Origin of the sequence: Pseudomonas sp. (genome assembly GCF_049590575.1) — a bacterium.
Lineage (GTDB): Bacteria > Pseudomonadota > Gammaproteobacteria > Pseudomonadales > Pseudomonadaceae > Aquipseudomonas.
In genome coordinates this window covers 1-22,638 of record NZ_JBAWDE010000112.1, presented here as the reverse complement: position 1 = coordinate 22,638, position 22,638 = coordinate 1, and the positions used below count along the sequence as shown (strand labels likewise).

Below are 22,638 nucleotides of genomic sequence, written 5' to 3'. Positions count from 1 at the left end.
AAACCTCTGTCAACCCTTTAAATTGCTTTTAAGACAAGGATTTGCGCTTCTTTCTGATTTCTTCTTGGGGAGAAGAAACCCGTGGGCTGACGTTGCTGCGGGGCGCACTTTACAAGCCTTTGCCTTACAGTTCAACGCCCTATCGAAAAAAAAAGCCCCGCGATGCGGGGCCTTCGGTTATCGCGATGCCGCTTGGGATCAATGGAAGACGATTTCGTCGTTTTCCACGCTCGCCGTCACGCTGGTGCCCGGCATAAAGCTGCCCGACAGGATCAGCTGCGCCAGCGGGTTCTCGATCCAGCGCTGGATCGCACGTTTCAACGGCCGTGCGCCATACACCGGGTCGTAACCGACCGCGATCAACTTGTCCAACGCCTCGCGGCTCAGGTCCAGCGACAGCTCGCGTTCGGCCAGGCGGCCACGCAGGCGGCCCAACTGGATCTCGGTGATACCCGCGATCTGATCCCGCGCCAGCGGCTCGAAGATCACCACCTCATCGACCCGGTTGATAAATTCCGGGCGGAAGTGCGAGGTCAGCGCATCCATCACCGCAGCGCGCTGGCCTTCACGATCGCCCACCAGCTCCTGGATCTGCGCCGAGCCCAGGTTGGACGTCATCACGATCACCGTGTTGCGGAAATCCACGGTACGCCCGTGGCTGTCCGTCAGACGACCATCTTCCAGCACCTGCAGCAAGATGTTGAACACATCCGGGTGGGCTTTCTCGACTTCGTCCAGCAGGATCACCGAGTAAGGCTTGCGCCGCACGGCTTCGGTCAGGTAACCACCTTCTTCGTAGCCCACGTAGCCTGGTGGTGCGCCGATCAGGCGAGCCACCGAATGTTTCTCCATGAACTCGGACATGTCGATCCGCACCATGGCCTCTTCGGTATCAAAGAGGAATTCGGCCAGGGCCTTGCACAGCTCGGTCTTACCCACGCCGGTCGGGCCGAGGAACATGAACGAGCCGCTGGGGCGATTCGGGTCGGACAAGCCGGCCCGCGAACGCCGTACCGCGTTGGACACCGCCACCACCGCCTCTTCCTGGCCGATCACACGCTGGTGCAACAGGCTTTCCATCTTCAGCAGCTTGTCGCGCTCGCCTTCGAGCATTTTCGACACCGGGATGCCGGTCCACTTGGACACCACTTCGGCGATTTCTTCCTCGGTCACCTTGCTGCGCAGCAACTGGTTCTCGCTCTTGCCGTGCTGGTCGACCATCTGCAGGCTGCGCTCCAGGTCGGGGATGACCCCGTACTGCAACTCAGCCATGCGGTTCAGGTCGCCTTTGCGCCGCGCGGCTTCCAGCTCCTGGCGGGACTGCTCGATTTTCTGCTGGATCTGCGCAGAGCCCTGCACTTCAGCTTTCTCCGAAGTCCAGATTTCCTCGAGGTCCGAATACTCACGCTCCAGGCGGACGATTTCTTCCTGGAGTTTTTCCAGGCGTTTCTTCGCCGCGTCGTCCTCTTCTTTTTTCAGGGCCTGGGATTCGACTTTCAGTTGAATCAGGCGCCGGTCCAGGCGGTCGAGCACTTCCGGCTTGGAGTCGATCTCCATGCGGATGCGGCTGGCCGCTTCGTCGATCAAGTCGATGGCCTTGTCGGGCAACTGACGGTCGGTGATATAGCGATGGCTCAATTTGGCTGCAGCAATAATCGCGCCGTCAGTGATCGCCACCTTGTGGTGGACCTCATAACGCTCTTTCAGGCCACGCAGGATGGCGATGGTGTCTTCCTCGCTCGGCTCTTCCACCAGCACTTTCTGGAAGCGCCGCTCAAGGGCAGCGTCCTTTTCAATGTACTGACGGTATTCGTTGAGCGTGGTCGCGCCGACGCAGTGCAACTCGCCCCGCGCCAACGCCGGCTTGAGCATATTACCGGCGTCCATCGAGCCTTCGCCTTTACCGGCGCCGACCATGGTGTGCAGTTCGTCGATAAACAGAATGATCTGGCCTTCCTGCTTCGACAGCTCGTTCAGCAGGGATTTCAGACGTTCTTCGAACTCGCCACGGAACTTGGCACCGGCGATCAGCGAGCCCATGTCCAGGGACAACAGGCGCTTGCCTTTAAGGCCGTCCGGCACTTCACCATTGATGATGCGCTGGGCCAGGCCTTCGGCGATCGCGGTTTTACCCACGCCAGGCTCGCCGATCAGCACCGGGTTGTTCTTGGTGCGACGCTGCAGGACCTGGATGGTGCGACGAATTTCGTCGTCACGGCCGATCACCGGGTCCAGCTTGCCTTCTTCGGCGCGCTTGGTCAGGTCAACGGTGTATTTATCCAGGGCCTGGCGCGACTCCTCGTGGTTGGGGTCATTGACTGCCTCGCCGCCACGCAGGTTGTTGATGGCATTTTCCAGGGCCTTTTTGCTCACGCCCTGGCCCAGCAACAATTTGCCAAGCTTGCTGTTGTCGTCCATCGCGGCGAGCAGCACCAGTTCGCTGGAGATGAACTGGTCACCTTTCTGCTGGGCCAGTCGATCCGCCTGGTTGAGCAGGCGCGCCAGATCCTGCGACATATTCACGTCGCCGGTCGGGTTTTGGATTTTCGGCAGTTGGTCGAGCTCTTTGCTCAACTCCTTGCGCAGGCTGTTGACGTCAAAGCCCACTTGCATCAACAAGGGCTTGATAGAACCACCTTGCTGATCCAGAAGCGCCTGCATCAAGTGCGCAGGCTCGATGGCCGGGTGGTCGAGACCCACCGCCAAGGATTGAGAGTCCGATAAGGCCAACTGTAATTTGCTGGTTAAACGATCAATACGCATTAGTCACCTTCCTTTTGAGCAGGCCGGAGCTACAGAACACATCCTGAATGAAGAAACCTGCCAGATACCCCTATAGATGTGGTCGATTCTGGGAGATTCAAGCTACGGACAGTTGACGCAGATCAGCAGAGTCTAGCGCTCAAGCCAGATAAGGGAGGCAAACCGACCGGTGCGAGGGCTGCGGCGGTAAGAAAAGAAGCGTGGGTCGGTCACGGTGCAGAAACCGCCGCCATACACAGCGGTGACACCGCGCGCAGCAAGGCGCAGGCGCGCCAGTTGGTAGATGTCGGCCATGAACTTGCCGGGATTGCGGCTTGGCAAAAACGCCTCGGCAGTAATCGGCAGTTGCTGCATGAAGGCTTCACGCACCTCCGGTCCGACTTCAAAGGCTTGCGGGCCAATCGCCGGGCCCAGCCAGACCAGCACGTCGCCGGGCTCGGTCGCCAGGCTTTCGCAGGCGGCTTCGAGCACACCCGCCGCCAGGCCACGCCAGCCGGCGTGAGCTGCTGCTACGCGTGTACCCGCGCGGTTGCAGAACAACGCGGGCAAGCAATCGGCGGTCATTGACGTGCAGGCGATACCCGGCGTGCTGGTCCAGCTGCCATCCGCTTCGGCGGTGCGCGACGGATCGGCCTCGACCACCGTAACCCCGTGGACCTGGCGCAACCAGGCAGGCTGGACAGCGAATGCGTCGGTCAGACGGCGGCGATTTTCAACGACGGCCTCAAGGCTGTCCTCAACGTGATCGCCCAGGTTGAGGCTGTCGAACGGCGCCAGACTGACGCCGCCCGCACGAGTGGTGACGCAGGCTTTCACCCCGGCCGGCGCGGGCCAGTCAGGAATCAGCCAGTCACTCATCCGATAAACGCCTCGCGATCCTGCTTGAGCAGCGACAGCAACCAGACCAGATCGTCTGGCAGAGGCGATTCCCAACTCATCCGCTTACCGCTCGTCGGATGATCCAGCTCCAGGAAGCGTGCATGCAGCGCCTGGCGCGGGAACGATTTCAGCGATTCAACCATGGTTACACTGGCCGCCGGCGGAATACGGAAGCGGCCGCCGTAGGCCGGATCTCCGACCAACGGAAAGTTGATGTGGGCCATGTGCACGCGAATCTGGTGGGTACGACCGGTTTCCAGCTTGACCCGCACATGGGTGTGGGAGCGGAAACGCTCCAGCACACGGTAGTGGCTGACGGCCTGCTTGCCGCCTTCCATCACCGCCATACGCTGGCGCTGCTGGCCGTGGCGACCGATAGGTGCGTTGATCTTGCCACCCGCCACCACCACGCCGATCACGATGCATTCATAGATCCGGCTGACGCTGCGGCTTTGCAATTGTGTGACCAACTGCGTCTGCGCCTGAATGGTCTTGGCCACCACCATCAAGCCGGTAGTGTCCTTGTCCAGGCGGTGCACGATGCCGCAGCGCGGGACGTTGATGATGTCCGGCACGTGGTGCAGCAGGGCATTGAGCAAGGTGCCATCGGCGTGCCCGGCTGCCGGGTGAACCACCAGGCCTGCGGGTTTGTTGATGACCAGGATGTCGTCATCTTCATAGACGATATCCAGCTCGATGTCCTGGGCGACCCATTCTCCCTGGGCTTCTTGCTCGGCAGTCAGCTCAAGAATCGCACCGCCATGCACTGTGTCTCGCGGGCGGATAACCGCTCCATCCACAGTCAGGCGGCCGTCTTTGATCCAGGCGGAAAGGCGCGAGCGCGAGTGCTCAGCGAATAATTGTGCGGCGACTTGATCGAGGCGTTGGCCGCCCAATTCGGACGGCACCTCTGCGCGAAGTTCAATTTTATCGGACATGCTCAGACTAGGCGTGGCACAGCCTTTGGTTTCGGCTGCGCGCTTGTGGTTAAATACGGCGTCTTTTGCCCCGAGGCTTTCAACGGGGCGCTCATCATAACAGGACGGCCCCGCCCAAGACAGCGGCCGTCATAGGGACGCAAGCCGCCATGCAAGTGAAACACCTGCTGCTGATCGCCATCCTCGCCATGACTGCTGCTTGCTCGTCAACAAAGGAAGTCGTCGACGAAAACCTGAGCGAAGTCGAGTTGTACCAACTGGCTCAGAAAGACTTGGACAATAATAGCTACACCAGCGCCACAGCCAAGCTGAAGGCACTGGAGTCGCGTTATCCGTTCGGGCGCTACGCCGACCAGGCCCAGCTCGAGCTGATCTACGCCAACTACAAGAACGCCGAGCCGGAAGCTGCCAAGTCCGCCGCCGAGCGTTTTATCCGCCTGCATCCGCAGCACCCGAACGTCGACTACGCCTACTATATGAAGGGCCTGACCTCGTTCGACCAGGACGTCGGCCTGCTGGCGCGCTTCCTGCCGCTGGACATGACCAAGCGTGACCCGGGCGCTGCCCGCGACTCCTACAACGAGTTCGCCCAGCTGACCAGTCGCTACCCCAACAGCCGCTACGCGCCGGACGCCAAGCAGCGCATGATCTACCTGCGCAACCTGCTGGCCTCCTACGAGATCCACGTAGCCCACTACTACCTGACCCGTCAGGCGTATGTCGCCGCCGCCAACCGTGGCCGCTACGTAGTGGAAAACTTCCAGGAAACCCCTTCGGTGGGTGACGGCCTGGCCGTGATGACTGAGGCTTACCAGCGCCTGCACCTGGACGAGCTGGCCAACACCAGCCTGGAAACCCTGAAGCTCAACTACCCGGATCACCCAAGCCTGCAGGACGGCAAGTTCGTGCCTCAGGTTGCCGAGGCGGATAACCGTTCGTGGCTGAGCAAGTACACCCTGGGCCTGATCGAGTCCCGCCCACCGCTGCCGCCGGGCGAAACCCGCGCCAACCAGGACGTGATCAAGCAGTACCAGGACGCCAAGGACGCGATTCCTTCGGACCTCAAGCCGCACGACGAGAACGGCGACGTGATCGAAGAGGAAGAACCGCAGGCCCTGGGCAACAATCAGGACCGTTCGTGGTTCAGCTACATGACCTTCGGTGTGTTCGACTGATCTGTCGACGCAACGCAAAAAGGGAGCCCTCGGGCTCCCTTTTTCATGGGCCAGCATTATTGCTCTGTGCGGCTGCCACGTCCTTGGCTAAACTGGCGCATTCCCTGTCGAGAAACTGCCCATCATGGTTCGCTTACTGTTCTGGATTGCCGTCATTGCTGCCGCGGTATGGTTCTGGCGCAAATTCAAAAGCCCAGCCGCTAAACAGCAACGCTCCAGCGAGCCCGGCGCAGCAATGATGGTGCGCTGCGCCCACTGCGGCGTGCACCTGCCGCAGGACCGCGCACTCAGCTCAAACCAGGCGTGGTACTGCACCCAGGCGCACCTGGAACAAGGGCCGAAGTCTATCCAGCGTTGAGTCGACCAGCAGGTGCATAGGGCGCCGGGTCGATGATCGGCGCGCGCCCCAGCAACAAATCGGTAAACAATTGGCAAGAGGCCGGGGCCAGTACCAGTCCATTGCGGTAATGCCCACAGTTAAGCCACAACCCCTTGAACCCAGGCACCCGGCCAATGTAGGGAATACCCTCTGGCGAGCCCGGGCGCAAACCGGCCCAATGCCCCACCACCTCTGCGCCGGCCAGCGCCGGAATCAGCTCTACCGCCGAAGCCTTGAGGCTTTCCAGCGCAGACTCGGTGGGGGTCTTGTCGAAGCCTTCGTGCTCCAGGGTGCTGCCGATCAGAATGTGCCCGTCACGCCGGGGAATCGCGTAACGCCCCTTGGCCAGGACCATGCTCGACAGGAAGTCCGAAGCGCACTTGTACAAAATCATCTGGCCTTTGACCGGCTCCACCGGCAACCCCAGGCCCAGCGTACCGAGCAACTCCCCACTCCACGCCCCGGCCGCCAACACCACCTGATCGCCAAACACCGGGCCATTCGCGGTGTTCACGCCAATCACACTGGCGCCATCCCGAACAAACCCGGCAACTTCGCACTGCTCATGAATCGTCACGCCAGGCAGCGCCAACAGCGCCGCCTTGAGCGATTTGACCAGGCGCGGGTTGCGCACATTGGCCACGTTGGCCATATAGATCGCCTGGGAAAAGCCACCTCCCAGCACGGGGACAGCATCGTGGGCGGCGGATACATCCACTTTGCGCAAGGGCCGCCTTTCACGCACCGCCCAGGCCAGGGCTTCAGCTTCGTCATCCAGGTCGAGCCAGTACAGCCCTGTGGTGTGAACCTCCGGGTCGATACCCGTGGCAGTAAACAGGCGCCCGGCCAGTTGCGGGTAAAAATCCTGCGACCAATGGGCCAGCGCGGTGACCGCCGGGCTGTAGCGCCACGGGTACAAAGGGGAAACAATGCCGCCGCCAGCCCAGGAAGACTCCTGCCCCAGACCCGCACGCTCCAGCAGCACCACCGCCTGCCCCTGGGTCGCGAGGTTGTACGCCGTCAACAGGCCGATGACTCCGCCACCGACAATCACCACTTGCTGTTGCTTAGCCATCATTTGATCCAGCCGATAAATAGGAACAAGCGCACTTGGCGCCCAATCATCCAGCATCTGCATCATTGCCCCCAGCATGTCTTGCGCGACATGTGTGGCCCAGCGCCAGGGTTGGCCCGCGCACCGGTGCTGGTCAGGCTGAAGTCGCCGCACGGGTCGCCTGCCATCATCGAGTCGACGACCGGCGTGGCCACCAGCTGGAAATCCTGAGCGTTCAATGCAGCGCTGATTCTATAGCGATCATTGCCCGTACTGACGCCGCTTGCGTCAATAAAAGTGCCGCTCTTCGTATAAAAGCGCTCCAAGTGCTGAGCCTGCTCACCCAGTAAGGCGACGATCTCGGCGCGATAGGCCTTTTTCAAATGGCCGGTATATCCGGGGTAAGCGATCCCGGCCAGTAACGCGATGATCGCCACGGCGCTCAGTAACTCGATCAGGGTAAAACCCCCGCTGTCCTTGCCCATCCTAGTGCTCCTTATTGAAGTTGCCGCCACGCCACGCGCCGAAACCGCGAGCTTCCCTGCTCTTCCACGCGCACGTAAACGCTCTCCAGCACCGTGCGCGCTTGCCCGTTCAGCCCGACCGCCGTCACCCGATATACCTCGGCTGTTGTTTGCGGTGGCAAATGAACCAGCCCTACGCCAGGCCCCAGCGACTGAACACCATAGAGGCCACCTTCCAGGGCCACCCAGGTAACCGCCGAAGCCGGGTTCACTCCGGCACCCACCACCGAAAACGCCTCAGTCGGCGGGGCGCACGTCACAATCGACTGGCACACAGGCAACCGCGCAGAACCACGCTTTACCCTCAGTTCACCCAGCCTCAAGCCACTTTCAGCCTGTTGAAACGACAGGTTGCGATGCCACAGGCTGCCGGCAGCTTTTTGCTGTGTCACCGCCGCCTGCATCGACGCCACACCCAGCAGCGACAACAACAGCAGGAATACCAGGCTGACCAGCAGCACCATGCCCGCCTGCCGCCCATACACACGTCCAACATGCGCCATGGCCGCCCTACCCCAACCGGTTTCGCAGCGCCGCGACGACGCTGTAGGTTTGATCCTTGACCCGGCCTGCCGGGTCTCGCAGCGTCATCAGGATGCGCACACTGCGTATCAAGGACGCGTCGGCGGGGTTTGCGTCGTAACGCGTCACTTGGGTCGAAGCAGGCCTGGCGGCCATGCCGAAACTGATTTCGAACTGTTGCACGTTATCCACCAGCACTGCCTTTGCCGGCGCCGCAGGCGTGCTGACCTTCAACTGGCCCGCCTCAAAGGTGTAGGTGAGCTGGCGCAACGCAAAACGGATTTGCCCTGGCGCCGGCGCAGGTGCGTTACCGGCGTAGGCCCGAGCCGTACCCGTGCAGTCGGACAGCACTGTCCAGTCAGGCGTGCCGGTTCCATCCGCGGTGATCAACGTGAGTGACTTCGCGCCGCCGCCGGAAGCCCAGGCGACAGGCCGATCAAAGGCCGCAGGGGCATTCTCGATAAAGGCCGTGGCCAAACAGCCGAACATGCCGGCCTGGCGTATATCGTGAATCAACTTGCCGAGCGCAAACCGCGCATCATCCTGCAGCAGCATCGCCGCCTGCTGGCTGGTGTGGGTCGATTGGGAGCTGATAGTCACTTGGGCGACGCCGAGCATCAGCACCAGCCCAACGGCCAATGCCAGCACTGACTCCAACAAACTGAAACCGCGTGCTCGCCCCCTCATCGCACCTCCCCAGGCGCGTCGTCAACGCGGCTGGTCAGGGTGAAGGTTTCGCGGGAACCCGCAGTATTTGTACCTCGGTGGTCATTCCAACTGATGCTGACGGTCACCTCGCTTGCACTGATCGCCACTGAACCATCGGCGCCCTCCCCGGCGAACGCGCGGATATTGGCCTCGAAATCACGCAAATCCAGGTTGCGCACGCTGGCGGTGGCGGTGCTCGTTTTTCCTGAGCGCCATGCGTAGTCGGCACCAGCGTTGGCGCGAATCCGGTCGAGCATGTCGTAGGCCATAAAACTGGCCTGGCTGGTCATCCTTGAACTGTCGGTGTACTTGAGCGCGTTGAGCTGTACCACCGCCGCACCTAAAAGGCCAATGGCGAGAATCAGTATCGCCACCAGGACCTCGATCAGCGTCATGCCGATCTGGTGCCGATGCGTAGCGCGAAGGAAGCAGGCGTTGAAGCAAACAAGCATTACCGTCGTCATCCATGTCGAAGGCCGGAAAAAGCAGGAGAAGCCTGCTGTGCGGCCAAAGACTAGCGCCGCTTTTCACCCCGCGCTGCTCCAGGAACAAAGGGAAATACTTTGGACATAAAGGCCATCACCCGGCTTATAGCCTGGGCGCTATACCTAAGGCAGCAGCCAAAACAGCAACCCTGTCCACGGAGGGACGGCACATGCATCAACGAGGTTTCACCCTGATCGAACTGCTGCTCGGGCTGGCCCTGAGCGCAATGCTGGCGCACCTGGCAGTGCCCAATTTCAACAATCTGCTGCAATCCCAGCAACGACACAGCGCGGCTCAATCGCTGGCGGGTGGGCTGCGTTATGCACGTACGCAAGCTATCGCGCGCAATCGAGCGGTGGTCATCCATGCACTGCACGACGACTGGAGCCAGGGTTGGCGGGTAATACTGGATGTGAGCGGGCGCGGCGATCTGGACGAGGATAACCCCGTGCTGCTGGAGCGCCAGAACAGCGGGCAGGTGCCGATCGTGGGCAACGGGCCGGTGAAGAGTCAGGTTCGCTTCAGCGGCTTGGGTGAGCCGGTATTTTCAGGTGGAGGGTTTCGCGCGGGCACTGTGCATGTGTGCGCCACAGACCAGGCACAGAGCCTGTATCAGATAGTGCTGGCGCCCAGTGGACGCATCAGCCTGCGCAGCGACAGAGCCGAGCAGGCGCTGTGCCGGAGTTACTCCGGCACCCTGGCAGTCAGAGCAGCGAGCGAACCCGCAGCTCCTTGGGCATGGAGAAAGTGATGTTCTCCTCGCGCCCGGCCAGCTCATCGGCGCCGGTCGCTCCCCAGGCGTGTAATTGCTGGATAACGCCGCGCACCAGCACTTCCGGGGCCGAGGCACCCGCCGTGATGCCGATACGCTCGACGCCGTCGAACCAGCTGCGCTGCATGTCTTCGGCACCGTCGATCAGGTACGCGGGCGTCGCCATGCGCTCGGCCAACTCGCGCAGGCGGTTGGAGTTTGAGCTGTTGGGGCTGCCGACCACCAATACCACGTCGCATTCGTCGGCCAGTTGCTTGACGGCGTCCTGGCGATTTTGCGTGGCGTAGCAGATATCGTCCTTGCGCGGGCCGCCAATCGCCGGGAACCGCGTGCGCAGAGCATCGATCACACGGCTGGTGTCGTCCATCGACAAGGTGGTCTGGGTCACGAAGGCCAGGCGCTCGGGGTTCTGCACCTGCAGGTTGGCGACGTCTTTTTCGTCTTCAACCAGGTAAATGGCGCCGCCATTGCTGGCGTCGTACTGGCCCATGGTGCCTTCGACTTCCGGGTGCCCGGCATGGCCGATCAGGATGCATTCGCGGCCGTCACGGCTGTAGCGCGCAACTTCGATATGCACCTTGGTCACCAGTGGGCAGGTCGCATCGAATACTTTCAGGCCACGGCCCGCTGCTTCGGTACGCACTGCCTGGGAAACACCGTGGGCACTGAAGATGACGATAACGTCGTCGGGCACCTGGTCGAGTTCTTCGACAAAGATGGCGCCCCGCGCGCGCAGGTCTTCGACCACAAATTTGTTGTGGACGACTTCATGGCGCACGTAAATCGGCGGCCCGAAGACTTCCAGGGCGCGGTTGACGATTTCGATCGCGCGGTCCACGCCGGCGCAGAAGCCACGGGGGTTGGCGAGTTTGATTTGCATGCTGTGCCTCGTGTCTTGCTCGGCAAGAAATTGGATCTTGTGGGAGCTGGCTTGCCTGCGATGCAAACACCTCGGTGTATCAGGTACACCAGGATGATGCTATCGCAGGCAAGCCAGCGCCCACACAAGCCAGCTCCTACAGGAACCGGTGTTGTCAGTCAGATCGCTTTAACGTCGATGATTTCAACGTCGAACGTCAAGGTTTTACCGGCCAACGGGTGGTTGAAGTCGATGGTCACTTGCGCGTCATCAAAGGTTTTCACCACACCCGGCAACTCGGTATTTGCCGCATCATTGAAGATCACCAGCAAACCTTCCGACAGGTCCATGTCCTGAAACTGCGAACGCGGGATGATCTGCAGGTTTTGCGGGTTGGGCTGGCCAAAGGCGTTTTCCGGCAGGATCTGCAGGGTGCGCTTGTCGCCGGCCTTGAAACCGAACAGTGCCGCTTCAAAACCCGGCAGCAGGTTGCCATCGCCAACCTTGAAGGTCGCCGGGGCTTTATCGAACGTGCTGTCGACCGTGTCGCCATTCTCCAGGCGCAGTGCGAAATGCAAGGTGACTTCCGTGTTCTGGCCGATGCGTTGCTCAGCCAATACCTGATCAGTCATTGACGGTCTCTCCGGTTTTTTTGCTTTTGAACATGTCCAACGCCAGCATGATTGCACCGACGGTGATGGCGCTGTCGGCAAAGTTGAACGCCGGGAAGTACCAGCGGTTCTGCCAATGCACCAGGATAAAGTCGATCACATGGCCCAGGGCAATGCGGTCGTACAGGTTACCCAGCGCGCCGCCCAGCACCAAAGCCAGGGCAATCGCCAGCCAGGTGTCATCGCGGCCCAGGCGTTTGAGCCAGACCACCAGCACCGCACTCACCACCACGGCAATCAGCGCAAACAGCCAGCGCTGCCAGCCGCCACCGTCGGCGAGGAAGCTGAACGCCGCGCCGGTGTTGTAGGCCAGGGTCCAGCTGAAGTAATCGGGGATCACCACGATTTGCTGGAACATCTCCAGGGAGCCTTCGAAATGAGCCTTGCTGACCTGGTCAATGACCAGCACCAGCACGCTCAGTACGAGCCAGCCCAGACGCCCGAAACGACTGGCGTTAGGCATGCTTTCATTAGGCATAGTGGCGAACCTCGCCTTCACCCGAGATGTTGTCGACACAACGACCGCAGATTTCCGGATGCTCAGGGTTCACGCCGACGTCTTCACGGCAGTGCCAGCAACGGGCGCACTTCGGGAAGGCCGATTTGACGACCTGCAGCTTGAGGCCCGGTACGTCGGTAACCACCGCGTCAGCCGGTGCCTGGGCAAACGGCGCCAGGCTGGCAGTCGAGGTGATCAGCACGAAGCGCAGCTCGTTACTCAGCTTGGCCAGGTCGGCGGTCAGGCCTTCCTCGGCGAACAAGGTGACTTCGGCTTGCAGGTTGCCACCGACGGCCTTGGCCGCACGCTGCACTTCCAGCTCCTTGTTCACCGCAACCTTGACGGCCATCACGCCTTCCCAGTACTCACGGCCCAGCTCGAAGTCGGCCGGCAGTTCGGTCAAGCCTTCGTACCAGGTGTTGAGCATCACGGACTCGTTACGCTCGCCCGGCAGGTATTCCCACAGCTCGTCGGCGGTGAAGGCCAGGATCGGCGCGATCCAGCGCACCAGCGCTTCGCAGATGTGGTACAGCGCGGTCTGCGCCGAGCGGCGCGCCTTGCTGTTGGCGCCGGTGGTGTACTGGCGGTCCTTGATGATGTCGAGGTAGAAACCACCCAACTCCTGCACGCAGAAGTTGTGGATCTTCGAGTAGACGTTCCAGAAGCGGTATTCGCCGTAGTGCTCCTGCAACTCGCGCTGCAGCAACAGGGTACGGTCCACGGCCCAACGGTCCAGGGCAAGCATGTCCTCGGCCGGCAGGATGTCGGTGGCCGGGTTGAAACCGGTCAGGTTCGACAGCAGGAAGCGTGCGGTATTTCGGATACGGCGGTAGGCATCGGCGCTACGGGCCAGAATCTGATCCGACACGGCGATCTCGCCCGAGTAATCGGTCGAAGCCACCCACAGACGCATGATGTCGGCGCCCAGGGTTTCATTGATCTTTTTCGGCTCGATCACGTTTTTCAGCGACTTGGACATCTTGCGGCCCGTCTCGTCGACGGTGAAGCCATGGGTCAGCAATTCGCGGTACGGCGCGTGATTGTCGATGGCGCAACCGGTCAGCAGCGACGAGTGGAACCAGCCACGGTGTTGGTCCGAACCTTCCAGGTAGAGGTCGGCACGCGGGCCGGTCTCGTGGCCCATCGGGTGCGAACCGCGCAGCACGTGCCAATGGGTGGTGCCGGAATCGAACCACACGTCGAGGGTGTCGCTGATCTTGTCGTACAGCGGCGCCTCGTCGCCCAGCAGCTCGGCGGCGTCCAGCTTGAACCAGGCTTCGATGCCTTCCTGTTCAACGCGCTGGGCAACGGTCTCCATCAGCTCGACGGTACGCGGGTGCAGCTCGCCGCTTTCCTTGTTCAGGAAGAACGGGATCGGCACGCCCCAGTTGCGCTGGCGCGAGATGCACCAGTCCGGGCGGTTGGCGATCATCGAGTGCAGGCGCGCCTGGCCCCAGGCCGGGACGAACTTGGTGTCTTCGATGGCAGCCAGCGAGCGCACGCGCAGGGTGTCGCCGCTGACCGGCTGTTTGTCCATACCGATGAACCACTGCGCCGTGGCGCGGTAGATCAGCGGGGTCTTGTGACGCCAGCAGTGCATGTAGCTGTGCTTGATGGTTTCGGTGTGCAATAGCGAACCGACTTCGCGCAGCTTGTCGATGATCGGCTCGTTGGCCTTGAAGATGAACTGGCCGCCGAAGAACTCCAGCGACGGCGCGTACACACCATTGCTCTGCACCGGGTTGAGGATGTCGTCATTGACCATGCCATAGGCTTTGCAGGTCACGAAGTCGTCCACGCCGTAGGCCGGCGCGGAGTGAACCACACCGGTGCCCGAACCCAGCTCAACGTAGTCAGCCAGGTACACCGGCGACAGACGGTCGTAGAACGGGTGACGGAAGTTGATCAGTTCCAGCGCGGTGCCGGTGGTGGTGGCGATCACCGAACCTTGCAGCTCGTAGCGCGCCAGGCAGGCTTCGACCATTTCCTCGGCCAGCACCAGCAGGCGATCACCGACATCCACCAGGGCGTAGGTGAATTCCGGGTGCACGTTCAGCGCCTGGTTGGCCGGGATGGTCCACGGGGTGGTGGTCCAGATCACGATGGCGGCCGGCTTGCTCAGGCTGGCTAGCCCAAAGGCCTCGGCCAGCTTGGCGGCGTCGGCGATCGGGAAGGCCACGTCGATGGTCGAGGACTTCTTGTCTTCGTACTCGACTTCCGCTTCAGCCAGGGCCGAGCCGCAATCGAAGCACCAGTTCACGGGCTTGAGGCCCTTGAACACGAAACCGCCCTTGACGATTTCAGCCAAGGCGCGGATTTCACCGGCCTCGTTCTTGAAGTTCATGGTCTTGTACGGGTTGTCCCACTCGCCCAGCACGCCCAGGCGGATGAATTCGGACTTCTGCCCTTCGATCTGCTCGGCGGCGTAGGCACGGCACAGTTCGCGGGTTTTATCCGCGCCCAGGTTCTTGCCGTGGGTCACTTCGACTTTGTGTTCGATCGGCAGGCCGTGGCAGTCCCAGCCCGGAACATAAGGTGCGTCGAAACCCGACAGGGTTTTCGAGCGCAGGATCATGTCCTTGAGAATTTTGTTCAGCGCATGACCGATGTGAATCGTGCCGTTGGCATAAGGAGGGCCGTCGTGCAGGACGAACTTCGGACGATCCTTGCCAATTTCGCGCAACTTTCCGTACAGGCCAATACTGTCCCAGCGCTGCAGGATCTGCGGTTCGCGCTGTGGCAGGCCGGCCTTCATTGGGAAGGCGGTGTCCGGAAGGTTTAGCGTGGCTTTATAGTCGGTCATTTAAGGCTCTTCGGTTAGCGATGGGCGCTAGGTGCGGCTAGTGCACGGGCGGCGGCGACATCCGCATTGATCGCCGTTTTCAACGCCTCAAGCGAGGCGAAACGCTGCTCTTCACGCAGCTTCTGGTGGAAAACCACCGTCAAACGCCGGTCGTACAAATCACCGGCAAAATCCAAAAGGTGTACTTCCAGGTGGGCCTTGCCATCACCTGCAACCGTGGGCCTGACGCCTATATTGGCGACTCCCGGCCACGATTGGCCGTCGATGTCGACGCTGACCAGGTAAACCCCGGTGAGTGGCACACGACGGCGCTTGAGTTGCACGTTGGCGGTTGGCGTGCCCAGTTGGCGCGCCAGCTTCTGGCCGTGCAGGACCCGCCCGGCAATGCGGAACGGGCGGCCGAGCAAACGCTCGGCCAGGCCGAAGTCGGCAGCCGCCAGGGCATTCCGCACCTGGGTACTGCTCACGCGCAGGCCGTCGAGTTCGACGGTTTGCGCGGCTTCGACGGTAAAACCCTGGGTGATACCGGCGTGTTGCAGGAAATCGAAATCGCCGACGCGGTCGCAACCAAAACGGAAATCGTCACCGACCTCCAGGTGCTGCACGCCCAGGCCGTCGACGAGGATACGGTCGACGAACTCGGCGGCGCTGAGGCTTTGCAAGCGCTGGTTGAAGGCCAGGCAGAGGACGCGGTCCACGCCTTCTTCGGCCAGCAGCTGCAGCTTGTCGCGCAGGCGCGCCAGACGCGCCGGCGCGGTTTGCGGGGTGAAGTATTCCCGCGGCTGTGGCTCGAAAATCACCACGCAGCTGGGCACGCCCAACTCGACCGCACGCTCGCGCAGCCTGGCCAGGATAGCCTGGTGGCCACGGTGAACACCGTCAAAGTTGCCAATAGTGGCGACGCAGCCCCGATGCTGGGGGCGCAGGTTGTGGAGACCTCGAACCAGCTGCATAACGCGCTTCTTGCTCATAAAGTGGTCGATTATAACCACACCCAGCCCCGGACGACAGGCAACAGCGCAGGCCAAATGGATCGAATCGATAAAACAACCGTTTTATCGCGGCAAACTCTCTAATTCAGTGACTTGCGATTGAAATCACGCAGGCGGAAACCCTGCAGCAGCAACATCCCGAAGTACACCACCACGCCAGCCACCACCAGCACGCCAAGACGCATGAAGCGCTCGAGCATATGGCCTTGGTCCCAAGCAGGCATGAAATGCATCAGCCCCAGCAGCACGGCGGACATCACCGCCACCGCCACCAGCAGCTTTAGAGCAAACAGGCCCCAGCCCGGCTGCGGCTGGAACATCTGCTGTTTACGCAGCTGGTAAAACAGCAGGCCGGCGTTGATGCAGGCACCGGCGCTGATGGCCAGGGCCAGGCCGGCGTGGGCCAGCGGGCCGATAAACACCAGGTTGAGCAGTTGCGTGACGATCAGCGTGAAGATCGCGATCTTGACCGGCGTGCGGATGTTTTGCTGGGCGTAGAAGCCGGGCGCCAGCACTTTGATCACGATAATCCCCAGCAAACCGACGGAATAGGCGACCAGCGCATGCTGAGTCATCAACGCGTCGTGTGCATCGAACTGACCGTACTGGAACAGCGAAACCGTCAGCGGCTCGGCGAGGATCCCCAGCGCCAGGGAACACGGCAGCACCAGCACAAAACACAGGCGCAGGCCCCAGTCGAGGATGCGCGAGTATTCCTGGCGGTCCTTGCTGGCGTAGGTGCGCGCCAGGGTCGGCAGCAGGATTGTGCCCAGCGCCACGCCGAGCACGCCGGACGGCAGCTCCATCAGGCGGTCGGCGTAATACATCCAGGACACCGAGCCCGATACCAGCAGCGAGGCGAACGCGGTGTTGATGATCAGCGAAATCTGGCTTACCGACACACCGAGGATCGCCGGCAGCATATTGCGCATCACGCGCCATACGCCGGTGTCCTTGAGGTTCAGGCGCGGCAACACGAGCATGCCGATCTTCTTCAAGTGCGGCAGCTGGTAGAGCAACTGCGCCAGGCCACCGGCCAGCACGGCCCAGCCCAGGGCCATGACCGGCGGGTCGAAATAGGGCGTGAGGAACAGCGCGAAAATAATCATGCTGACGTTTAAAAGGGTCGGCACGAAGGCCGGCACCGAGAAACGGTTCCAGGTGTTGAGAATGGCCCCGGCCAGGGACGACAGCGAGATCAGCAATATATAAGGAAAGGTCACGCGCAGCAGGTCGGTGGTCAGCGCGAATTTTTCCGGCGTATTGGCAAAACCGGGGGCCGTGGCCCAGATCACCCAGGGCGCGGCGAGCATGCCGATAAGGGTCACCAGCATCAGCACCAGGGTCAGCAGGCCCGAAACGTAGGCAATAAAGGTGCGGGTCGCCTCTTCGCCCTGCTGGGTCTTGTATTCGGCCAGGATCGGCACGAAGGCTTGAGAAAACGCGCCTTCGGCGAAAATCCGCCGCAGCAGGTTGGGTAGTTTAAACGCAATAAAGAAGGCATCCGTGGCCATGCTGGCGCCAAAAATGCGCGCCAGCAGGGTGTCACGCACAAACCCCAATACCCGGGAAATCATCGTGATAGAGCTGACGGCGGCCAACGATTTGAGCAGATTCATTGAAAGAGTTTGCGCCTATAGATAAAGAGCAGGCGAACTGTGCGCCTACTTATGCGATACTGCGCGCCTGCAACAGCACAGAGCCAAAGCTCGCGAGTTTACAGGTCAAGCGCCGGAAATAAATCACCCGCCTCTTCAGATCGACCACTCAGCAGTTCGCATCAGCCGCCCTTGACAACCCATCAAGTCATCGGCATGATTCGCGGCCTATTTTGTTTGCTATTTCCTAAAAAGTCTTTCGAGGAGCTCGACGGTGGCCAACACACCTTCCGCCAAAAAACGTGCAAAACAGGCTGAGAAGCGTCGCAGCCACAACGCCAGCCTGCGTTCCATGGTTCGTACCTACATCAAGAATGTAGTTAAGGCCATCGACACCAAAGACGCTGAAAAAGCCCAAGCTGCTTACGTTCTGGCCGTGCCAGTTATCGACCGTATGGCCGATAAAGGCATCATCCACAAGAACAAGGCCGCTCGCCATAAGAGCCGCCTGAATGGCCACATCAAGGCTCTGAGCGTTCCTGCTGCAGCCTAAGTGGTAACAACTTCCACGCAACTCAGGTTGCGTAGCAGTTAAGAAATGCCCCGTACCGAAAGGTCCGGGGCATTTTTGTTTCTGCAATGGCAGAACCAAATGTGGGAAAGGGCTTGCCCCCTCTCACATTAGGCCAGGGGTGCATTTTCGACTGAAAAAAAACGCCCCGAACCAGTCGGGGCGTTTTTGCTATCTATTGATCAAACCGCAATCAATGGTGGTGACCGCCTTCACCGTGGACGTGGCCGTGAGCCACTTCTTCCTGGGAAGCGTCGCGGATGGCAACGATCTTCACTTGGAAGTTCAGGCGCTGGCCAGCCAGAAGGTGGTTGCCGTCGACGGTGACGTCGTCGCCGTCCAGGTCACGGATGGTGACGATCTGCATCTGGCCGTCCGGCGCCGAAGCGTGGAACTGCATGCCCACTTCCAGCTCATCAACACCTTCGAACATGCTGCGGCTCAGGGTGCTGACCAGTTCGGCGGAGTATTCGCCGTAAGCATCTTCAGGTTCTACGGCGACGGTCAGTTCGTCACCGACGTTCTTGCCTTCCAGAGCCTTTTCCAGGCCAGGGATGATGTTACCTGCGCCTTGCAGGTAGACCAGCGGCGCGCCGCCGGCGGAGCTGTCGATGACCTCACCAGCGTCGTTGGTCAGGGTATAGTCGATGGAGACAGCCTTGTTAGCGGCGATCGTCATGGGGCGAGACCTTTTGCATAAGAATGAAGAACGGACAAGTCTAAACAAGGATTTGCCCGAAAGCGAACAGAACCCGGACGGACGGGGCCGATCAACGGTTGCGACGATCACGGGATTCCACCTGGACGACGACCAGCACTGGGTTGCCGAGCTGTCCTGCGGCCACACCCAGCACCTGCGCCACCAGCCGCCATGGCAGTCGCGGGCCTGGGTGCTCGACCCCGCGCAACGCCTGGGAAAAATAGGCCAGCCCTTTGCCTGCGGCTGGTGTGCGCAAGTGCCCGAATAACGATAACCTTGGCACCTGATTCCCGGTAGGCGCTCAGCCATAGAGCGCCACCGAAGCCATGCACCTCCAGAGAATTCGCATGCAGACTTTTTTTATCGCGCCCACCGATTTTGGTGTGGGTCTGACCTCCATCAGCCTTGGGCTGGTGCGCACCCTTGAGCGGGCCGGGCTGAAAGTCGGCTTCTTCAAGCCAATTGCCCAGCCGCACCCCGGCGACACTGGCCCCGAGCGCTCCACCGAACTGATCGCGCGCACCCACGGCCTGAAACCGCCGCAGCCGCTGGGCCTGGCCCATGTGGAGCGCATGCTCGGCGACGGCCAGCTCGACGAGCTGCTCGAAGAAATCATCACCCTGTATCAGCAAGCCGCCGTGGGCAAGGACGTGCTGATCGTCGAAGGCATGGTGCCGACCCGCAGCGCCAGCTATGCGGCGCGGGTCAACCTGCACCTGGCGAAAAGCCTGGACGCGGAAGTGATCCTGGTCTCGGCCCCGGAAAACGAAGTGCTCACCGAGCTGTCTGGACGCGTGGAATTGCAGGCCCAGCTGTTCGGCGGCCCGAAAGACCCGAAAATGCTCGGGGTGATCCTCAACAAGGTGCGCACCGACGAAAGCATGGAAGCCTTCTCGGCACGCCTTAAAGAACATTCGCCGTTGTTGCGCAGCGGCGATTTCCGCCTGCTGGGCTGCATCCCCTACCAGCCGGAACTCAACGCGCCGCGCACCCGCGACGTGGCCGACCTGATGGGCGCACAGATTCTCAACGCCGGCGATTACGAAACCCGGCGCATGACCAAGATCATCATCTGCGCGCGCACCATGCGTAATACCGTGGAACTGCTCAAGCCCGGCGTGCTGGTGGTTACGCCTGGCGATCGCGATGACATCATCCTCGCCGTCAGCCTGGCCGCCATCAATGGCGTGCCGCTGGCCGGCCTGTTGCTGACCAGCGACACCCTGCCCGACCCGCGCATCATGGACCTGTGCCGAGGCGCGTTCCAGGCCGGGCTGCCGGTGCTGTCGGTGAGCTCCGGCTCCTATGACACCGCCAACCAGCTCAACAGCCTGAACAAGGAAATCCCGATTGATGACCGCGAGCGCGCGGAAATCATCACCGATTTCGTCGCCAGCCACCTCGATGCACGCTGGCTGCACCAGCGCTGCGGCACGCCACGGGAAATGCGCCTGTCACCGGCGGTGTTCCGCTACCAATTGATCCAGCGTGCGCAGGCCGCCAACAAGCGCATCGTGTTGCCCGAGGGCAGCGAGCCACTGACCGTGCAGGCCGCTGCCATCTGCCAGGCGCGCGGCATCGCACGCTGCGTGCTGCTGGCCAAGCCGGCGGACGTGGAAGCCGTCGCCCGCGCCCAGGGCATCGAATTGCCCGAAGGCCTGGAGATCCTCGACCCCGACCTGATTCGCCAACGCTACGTCGAGCCGATGGTTGCGCTGCGCAAGAGCAAAAGCCTTAACGCACCGATGGCCGAACAGCAGCTGGAAGACACCGTGGTGATCGCGACCATGATGCTCGCGCTGGATGAGGTCGACGGCCTGGTCTCCGGGGTCATCCACTCCACCGCCAACACCATCCGCCCCGCCCTGCAGCTGATCAAGACCGCACCGGGCTGCACGCTGGTGTCGTCGGTGTTCTTCATGTTGTTCCCCGAGCAGGTACTGGTATACGGCGACTGCGTGATGAACCCGCACCCAAGCGCCGCCGAGCTGGCGGAAATCGCCCTGCAGAGCGCCGACTCCGCCGCGGCCTTCGGCATTACTCCGCGCGTGGCGATGATCAGCTATTCCAGCGGCGATTCGGCCAGCGGCGAGGAGGTGGAGAAGGTTCGCGAAGCCACCCTGCTCGCCCACGAACAGCAAAGCTCGCTGCTGATCGACGGGCCGTTGCAGTACGACGCCGCCGCCAACGAAACCGTGGCCCGCCAACTGGCGCCCGACAGCCTGGTCGCGGGCAAGGCTACCGTTTTTGTATTCCCCGACCTCAACACCGGCAACACCACGCACAAGGCCGTGCAACGCAGCGCCGATTGCGTGAGCCTGGGGCCGATGCTGCAAGGCCTGCGCAAGCCGGTCAACGACCTGCCGCGCGGCGCCCAGGTCGACGACATTGTGTACACCATCGCGCTGACTGCGATTCAAGCCGCCAACCGACCTATGGATATCTAAATGCTGGATTTTCTACCTGCCGCCGTGCGCGGGGTGATCGCGTCCTTGCTGTTGGCGCTGAACACTATCCTGCTGTGCTCGTTTCTGTTTATCGTCGCGCTGTTCAAGGCGTTGCCCTTCGCCAAGCGGTTCAGCGAATGGCTGATGAACCACACCCATGAGGCCTGGGTGACCAACAACAAGGGCTGGATGAACCTGGTACGCCGTACCCGTTGGCACCTGAAGGGCCTTGAAGGCCTGGACTATCAGCACTCGTACCTGGTGACCAGCAACCACCAGAGCTGGGTCGACATCATGGTGCTGCAATACGTGCTCAATCGGCGGATTCGCCCGCTGAAGTTTTTCCTCAAGCAGGAACTGATCTGGGTGCCGGTGATTGGCCTGGCGTGGTGGGCACTTGGCTTCCCCTTTATGAAGCGCTACACCAAGGCCTATCTGGAAAAACACCCGGAGAAGAAAGGCAAAGACCTGGAAACCACCCGCAAGACCTGTGCGAAGTTTCGTGACAACCCGGTGGGCATTTTCAACTTTGCCGAAGGCACGCGCTTTACGCCGGGCAAGCATGCGCAGCAGAACTCGCCGTTCCGCTATCTGCTCAAGCCCAAGGCGGGTGGTATCGCGTTTGTATTGGATGCCATGGGGGAGCAGTTGAAGTCACTGGTCAACGTGACCATCCACTACCCTGCTGGGCGCCCTGGTTATTGGGATTTGCTGTGTGGGAATGTGAAGGACGTGGTGGTGCAGTTTGAAGAGGTGCAGATTCCGGCAGAGTTTATCGGCAGGAATTATGAGCAGGATGGGGAGTATCGGTTGGCGTTCCAGGGGTGGATTAACCAGCTGTGGGAAACCAAGGATGCGTTGCTGGATCAGCTTCACACCGAATTCCCAAGCAAGCGATGATCAACCTGTGGGAGGGGGGCTTGCCCCCTCCCACATTTGACCGCGCTCGATCTTGAAGATGTAAAAAAGCCCGCCACCGAGCGCTCGGAGGCGGGCTTTTTATTGGCCGCGAGGTCAGATCGCGCCGCGCTGACGCAACAGCTCCAGCACTTGCTTGACGCTTTCTTCCACCGACAAGGCCTGGGTGTCGATCACCAGATCGGCATTCAACGGCACGTCGTAGGGGAAGGACTCGCCAGGGATGTTATCCCCACCAGCGGCGTACAGGCCTTGCGGATCACGCTCGGCACACACCAGCGGCGACGCCTGCACGTACACCGTCAGCAGGCGGTCAGCGCCAATCAGCGCCTTGGCCTGTTCGCGGCCTTCGGCATCCGGCGCCACGAACGCGGCCAGGG

Annotated in this window: 23 protein-coding genes; 7 read left to right on the top strand and 16 right to left on the bottom strand. The window is 61.3% G+C overall.

Annotated elements, in window-relative coordinates:
• Positions 1-198: 198 nt before the first annotated feature.
• The 3 genes from clpB to rluD all read right to left on the bottom strand — a co-directional run bounded on the left by clpB (position 199) and on the right by rluD (position 4,580).
• On the bottom strand, positions 199-2,763 hold the full coding sequence (gene clpB, locus WBR57_RS08915) for an ATP-dependent chaperone ClpB (protein WP_424083512.1): 2,565 nt from the start codon (positions 2,761-2,763) through the stop codon (positions 199-201).
• A 132-nt stretch (positions 2,764-2,895) separates the two neighbouring features.
• On the bottom strand, positions 2,896-3,621 hold the full coding sequence (gene pgeF / locus WBR57_RS08910) for a polyphenol oxidase family protein (RefSeq protein ID WP_424083511.1): 726 nt from the start codon (positions 3,619-3,621) through the stop codon (positions 2,896-2,898).
• Positions 3,618-4,580: a 23S rRNA pseudouridine(1911/1915/1917) synthase RluD gene (rluD, locus tag WBR57_RS08905; RefSeq protein ID WP_049710064.1), complete on the bottom strand. Its 963-nt coding sequence runs from the start codon at positions 4,578-4,580 to the stop codon at positions 3,618-3,620. The genes pgeF and rluD overlap by 4 nt, the downstream gene beginning before the upstream one ends.
• Before the next feature lie 149 nt (positions 4,581-4,729).
• Here rluD and WBR57_RS08900 point away from each other — a divergent pair, with 149 nt between their 5' ends.
• Both WBR57_RS08900 and WBR57_RS08895 read left to right on the top strand, forming a co-directional pair.
• Entirely contained in the window at positions 4,730-5,755 is a 1,026-nt protein-coding gene (locus WBR57_RS08900; protein WP_424083510.1) for an outer membrane protein assembly factor BamD, read from the top strand.
• A gap of 124 nt (positions 5,756-5,879) precedes the next feature.
• Positions 5,880-6,113 (top strand): PP0621 family protein, encoded by a 234-nt coding sequence (locus WBR57_RS08895; protein WP_122539895.1) that lies wholly within the window; start codon positions 5,880-5,882, stop codon positions 6,111-6,113.
• On the opposite strand, the gene thiO is transcribed toward WBR57_RS08895, so the two are convergent.
• The 5 genes from thiO to pilV form a co-directional block, all read right to left on the bottom strand.
• A complete protein-coding gene (gene thiO, locus WBR57_RS08890) occupies positions 6,100-7,209 on the bottom strand; it encodes a glycine oxidase ThiO (RefSeq protein ID WP_424083509.1) in 1,110 nt (369 codons plus the stop codon). The genes WBR57_RS08895 and thiO overlap by 14 nt on opposite strands.
• 62 nt (positions 7,210-7,271) lie before the next feature.
• Entirely contained in the window at positions 7,272-7,673 is a 402-nt protein-coding gene (locus tag WBR57_RS08885) for a type IV pilin protein (protein ID WP_424083508.1), read from the bottom strand.
• Between the two features lie 11 nt (positions 7,674-7,684).
• Positions 7,685-8,215 (bottom strand): pilus assembly PilX family protein, encoded by a 531-nt coding sequence (locus WBR57_RS08880; protein ID WP_424083507.1) that lies wholly within the window; start codon positions 8,213-8,215, stop codon positions 7,685-7,687.
• A 7-nt stretch (positions 8,216-8,222) separates the two neighbouring features.
• Entirely contained in the window at positions 8,223-8,921 is a 699-nt protein-coding gene (locus WBR57_RS08875) for a PilW family protein (RefSeq protein ID WP_424083506.1), read from the bottom strand.
• Entirely contained in the window at positions 8,918-9,394 is a 477-nt protein-coding gene (pilV, locus tag WBR57_RS08870) for a type IV pilus modification protein PilV (RefSeq protein WP_424083505.1), read from the bottom strand. The genes WBR57_RS08875 and pilV overlap by 4 nt, the downstream gene beginning before the upstream one ends.
• A 203-nt stretch (positions 9,395-9,597) precedes the next feature.
• Between pilV and WBR57_RS08865 the strand changes: the two genes are divergently transcribed.
• A complete protein-coding gene (locus WBR57_RS08865) occupies positions 9,598-10,179 on the top strand; it encodes a GspH/FimT family pseudopilin (protein ID WP_424083504.1) in 582 nt (193 codons plus the stop codon).
• Here WBR57_RS08865 and ispH read toward each other — a convergent pair.
• The 6 genes from ispH to murJ form a co-directional block, all read right to left on the bottom strand.
• Entirely contained in the window at positions 10,133-11,080 is a 948-nt protein-coding gene (gene ispH / locus WBR57_RS08860) for a 4-hydroxy-3-methylbut-2-enyl diphosphate reductase (protein WP_122539901.1), read from the bottom strand. The genes WBR57_RS08865 and ispH overlap by 47 nt on opposite strands.
• Positions 11,081-11,238: 158 nt before the next feature.
• A complete protein-coding gene (gene fkpB, locus WBR57_RS08855; protein ID WP_205900014.1) occupies positions 11,239-11,676 on the bottom strand; it encodes an FKBP-type peptidyl-prolyl cis-trans isomerase in 438 nt (145 codons plus the stop codon).
• 7 nt (positions 11,677-11,683) lie between these two features.
• Positions 11,684-12,193 (bottom strand): signal peptidase II, encoded by a 510-nt coding sequence (gene lspA / locus WBR57_RS08850; RefSeq protein ID WP_424083524.1) that lies wholly within the window; start codon positions 12,191-12,193, stop codon positions 11,684-11,686.
• Between the two features lie 7 nt (positions 12,194-12,200).
• On the bottom strand, positions 12,201-15,032 hold the full coding sequence (gene ileS, locus WBR57_RS08845) for an isoleucine--tRNA ligase (protein ID WP_424083503.1): 2,832 nt from the start codon (positions 15,030-15,032) through the stop codon (positions 12,201-12,203).
• Between the two features lie 14 nt (positions 15,033-15,046).
• Positions 15,047-15,985, bottom strand: a complete 939-nt coding sequence (gene ribF / locus WBR57_RS08840) for a bifunctional riboflavin kinase/FAD synthetase (protein ID WP_424083502.1) — start codon at positions 15,983-15,985, stop codon at positions 15,047-15,049.
• Positions 15,986-16,104: 119 nt separating this feature from the next.
• On the bottom strand, positions 16,105-17,643 hold the full coding sequence (gene murJ / locus WBR57_RS08835) for a murein biosynthesis integral membrane protein MurJ (RefSeq protein ID WP_424083501.1): 1,539 nt from the start codon (positions 17,641-17,643) through the stop codon (positions 16,105-16,107).
• Between the two features lie 253 nt (positions 17,644-17,896).
• Between murJ and rpsT the strand changes: the two genes are divergently transcribed.
• On the top strand, positions 17,897-18,175 hold the full coding sequence (gene rpsT, locus WBR57_RS08830) for a 30S ribosomal protein S20 (protein ID WP_003188401.1): 279 nt from the start codon (positions 17,897-17,899) through the stop codon (positions 18,173-18,175).
• A gap of 211 nt (positions 18,176-18,386) precedes the next feature.
• On the opposite strand, the gene WBR57_RS08825 is transcribed toward rpsT, so the two are convergent.
• Positions 18,387-18,872 (bottom strand): FKBP-type peptidyl-prolyl cis-trans isomerase, encoded by a 486-nt coding sequence (locus WBR57_RS08825; RefSeq protein WP_424083500.1) that lies wholly within the window; start codon positions 18,870-18,872, stop codon positions 18,387-18,389.
• Between WBR57_RS08825 and WBR57_RS08820 the strand changes: the two genes are divergently transcribed.
• From WBR57_RS08820 to WBR57_RS08810, 3 genes are all read left to right on the top strand, one after another.
• Positions 18,871-19,161 carry a DUF3565 domain-containing protein gene (locus tag WBR57_RS08820; protein ID WP_424083499.1) on the top strand — a complete coding sequence of 97 codons (291 nt, stop codon included), beginning with the start codon at positions 18,871-18,873 and terminating at the stop codon, positions 19,159-19,161. The genes WBR57_RS08825 and WBR57_RS08820 overlap by 2 nt on opposite strands.
• Positions 19,162-19,240: 79 nt before the next feature.
• The gene (pta, locus tag WBR57_RS08815) at positions 19,241-21,340 is read left to right on the top strand and encodes a phosphate acetyltransferase (protein WP_424083498.1); all 2,100 of its coding nucleotides are present in this window, start codon (positions 19,241-19,243) and stop codon (positions 21,338-21,340) included.
• A complete protein-coding gene (locus tag WBR57_RS08810; RefSeq protein WP_424083497.1) occupies positions 21,341-22,240 on the top strand; it encodes an acyltransferase in 900 nt (299 codons plus the stop codon).
• 114 nt (positions 22,241-22,354) lie between these two features.
• On the opposite strand, the gene WBR57_RS08805 is transcribed toward WBR57_RS08810, so the two are convergent.
• Positions 22,355-22,638: adenylyl-sulfate kinase (locus WBR57_RS08805; protein WP_424083496.1), on the bottom strand; the 284-nt coding region annotated here is incomplete at its 5' end.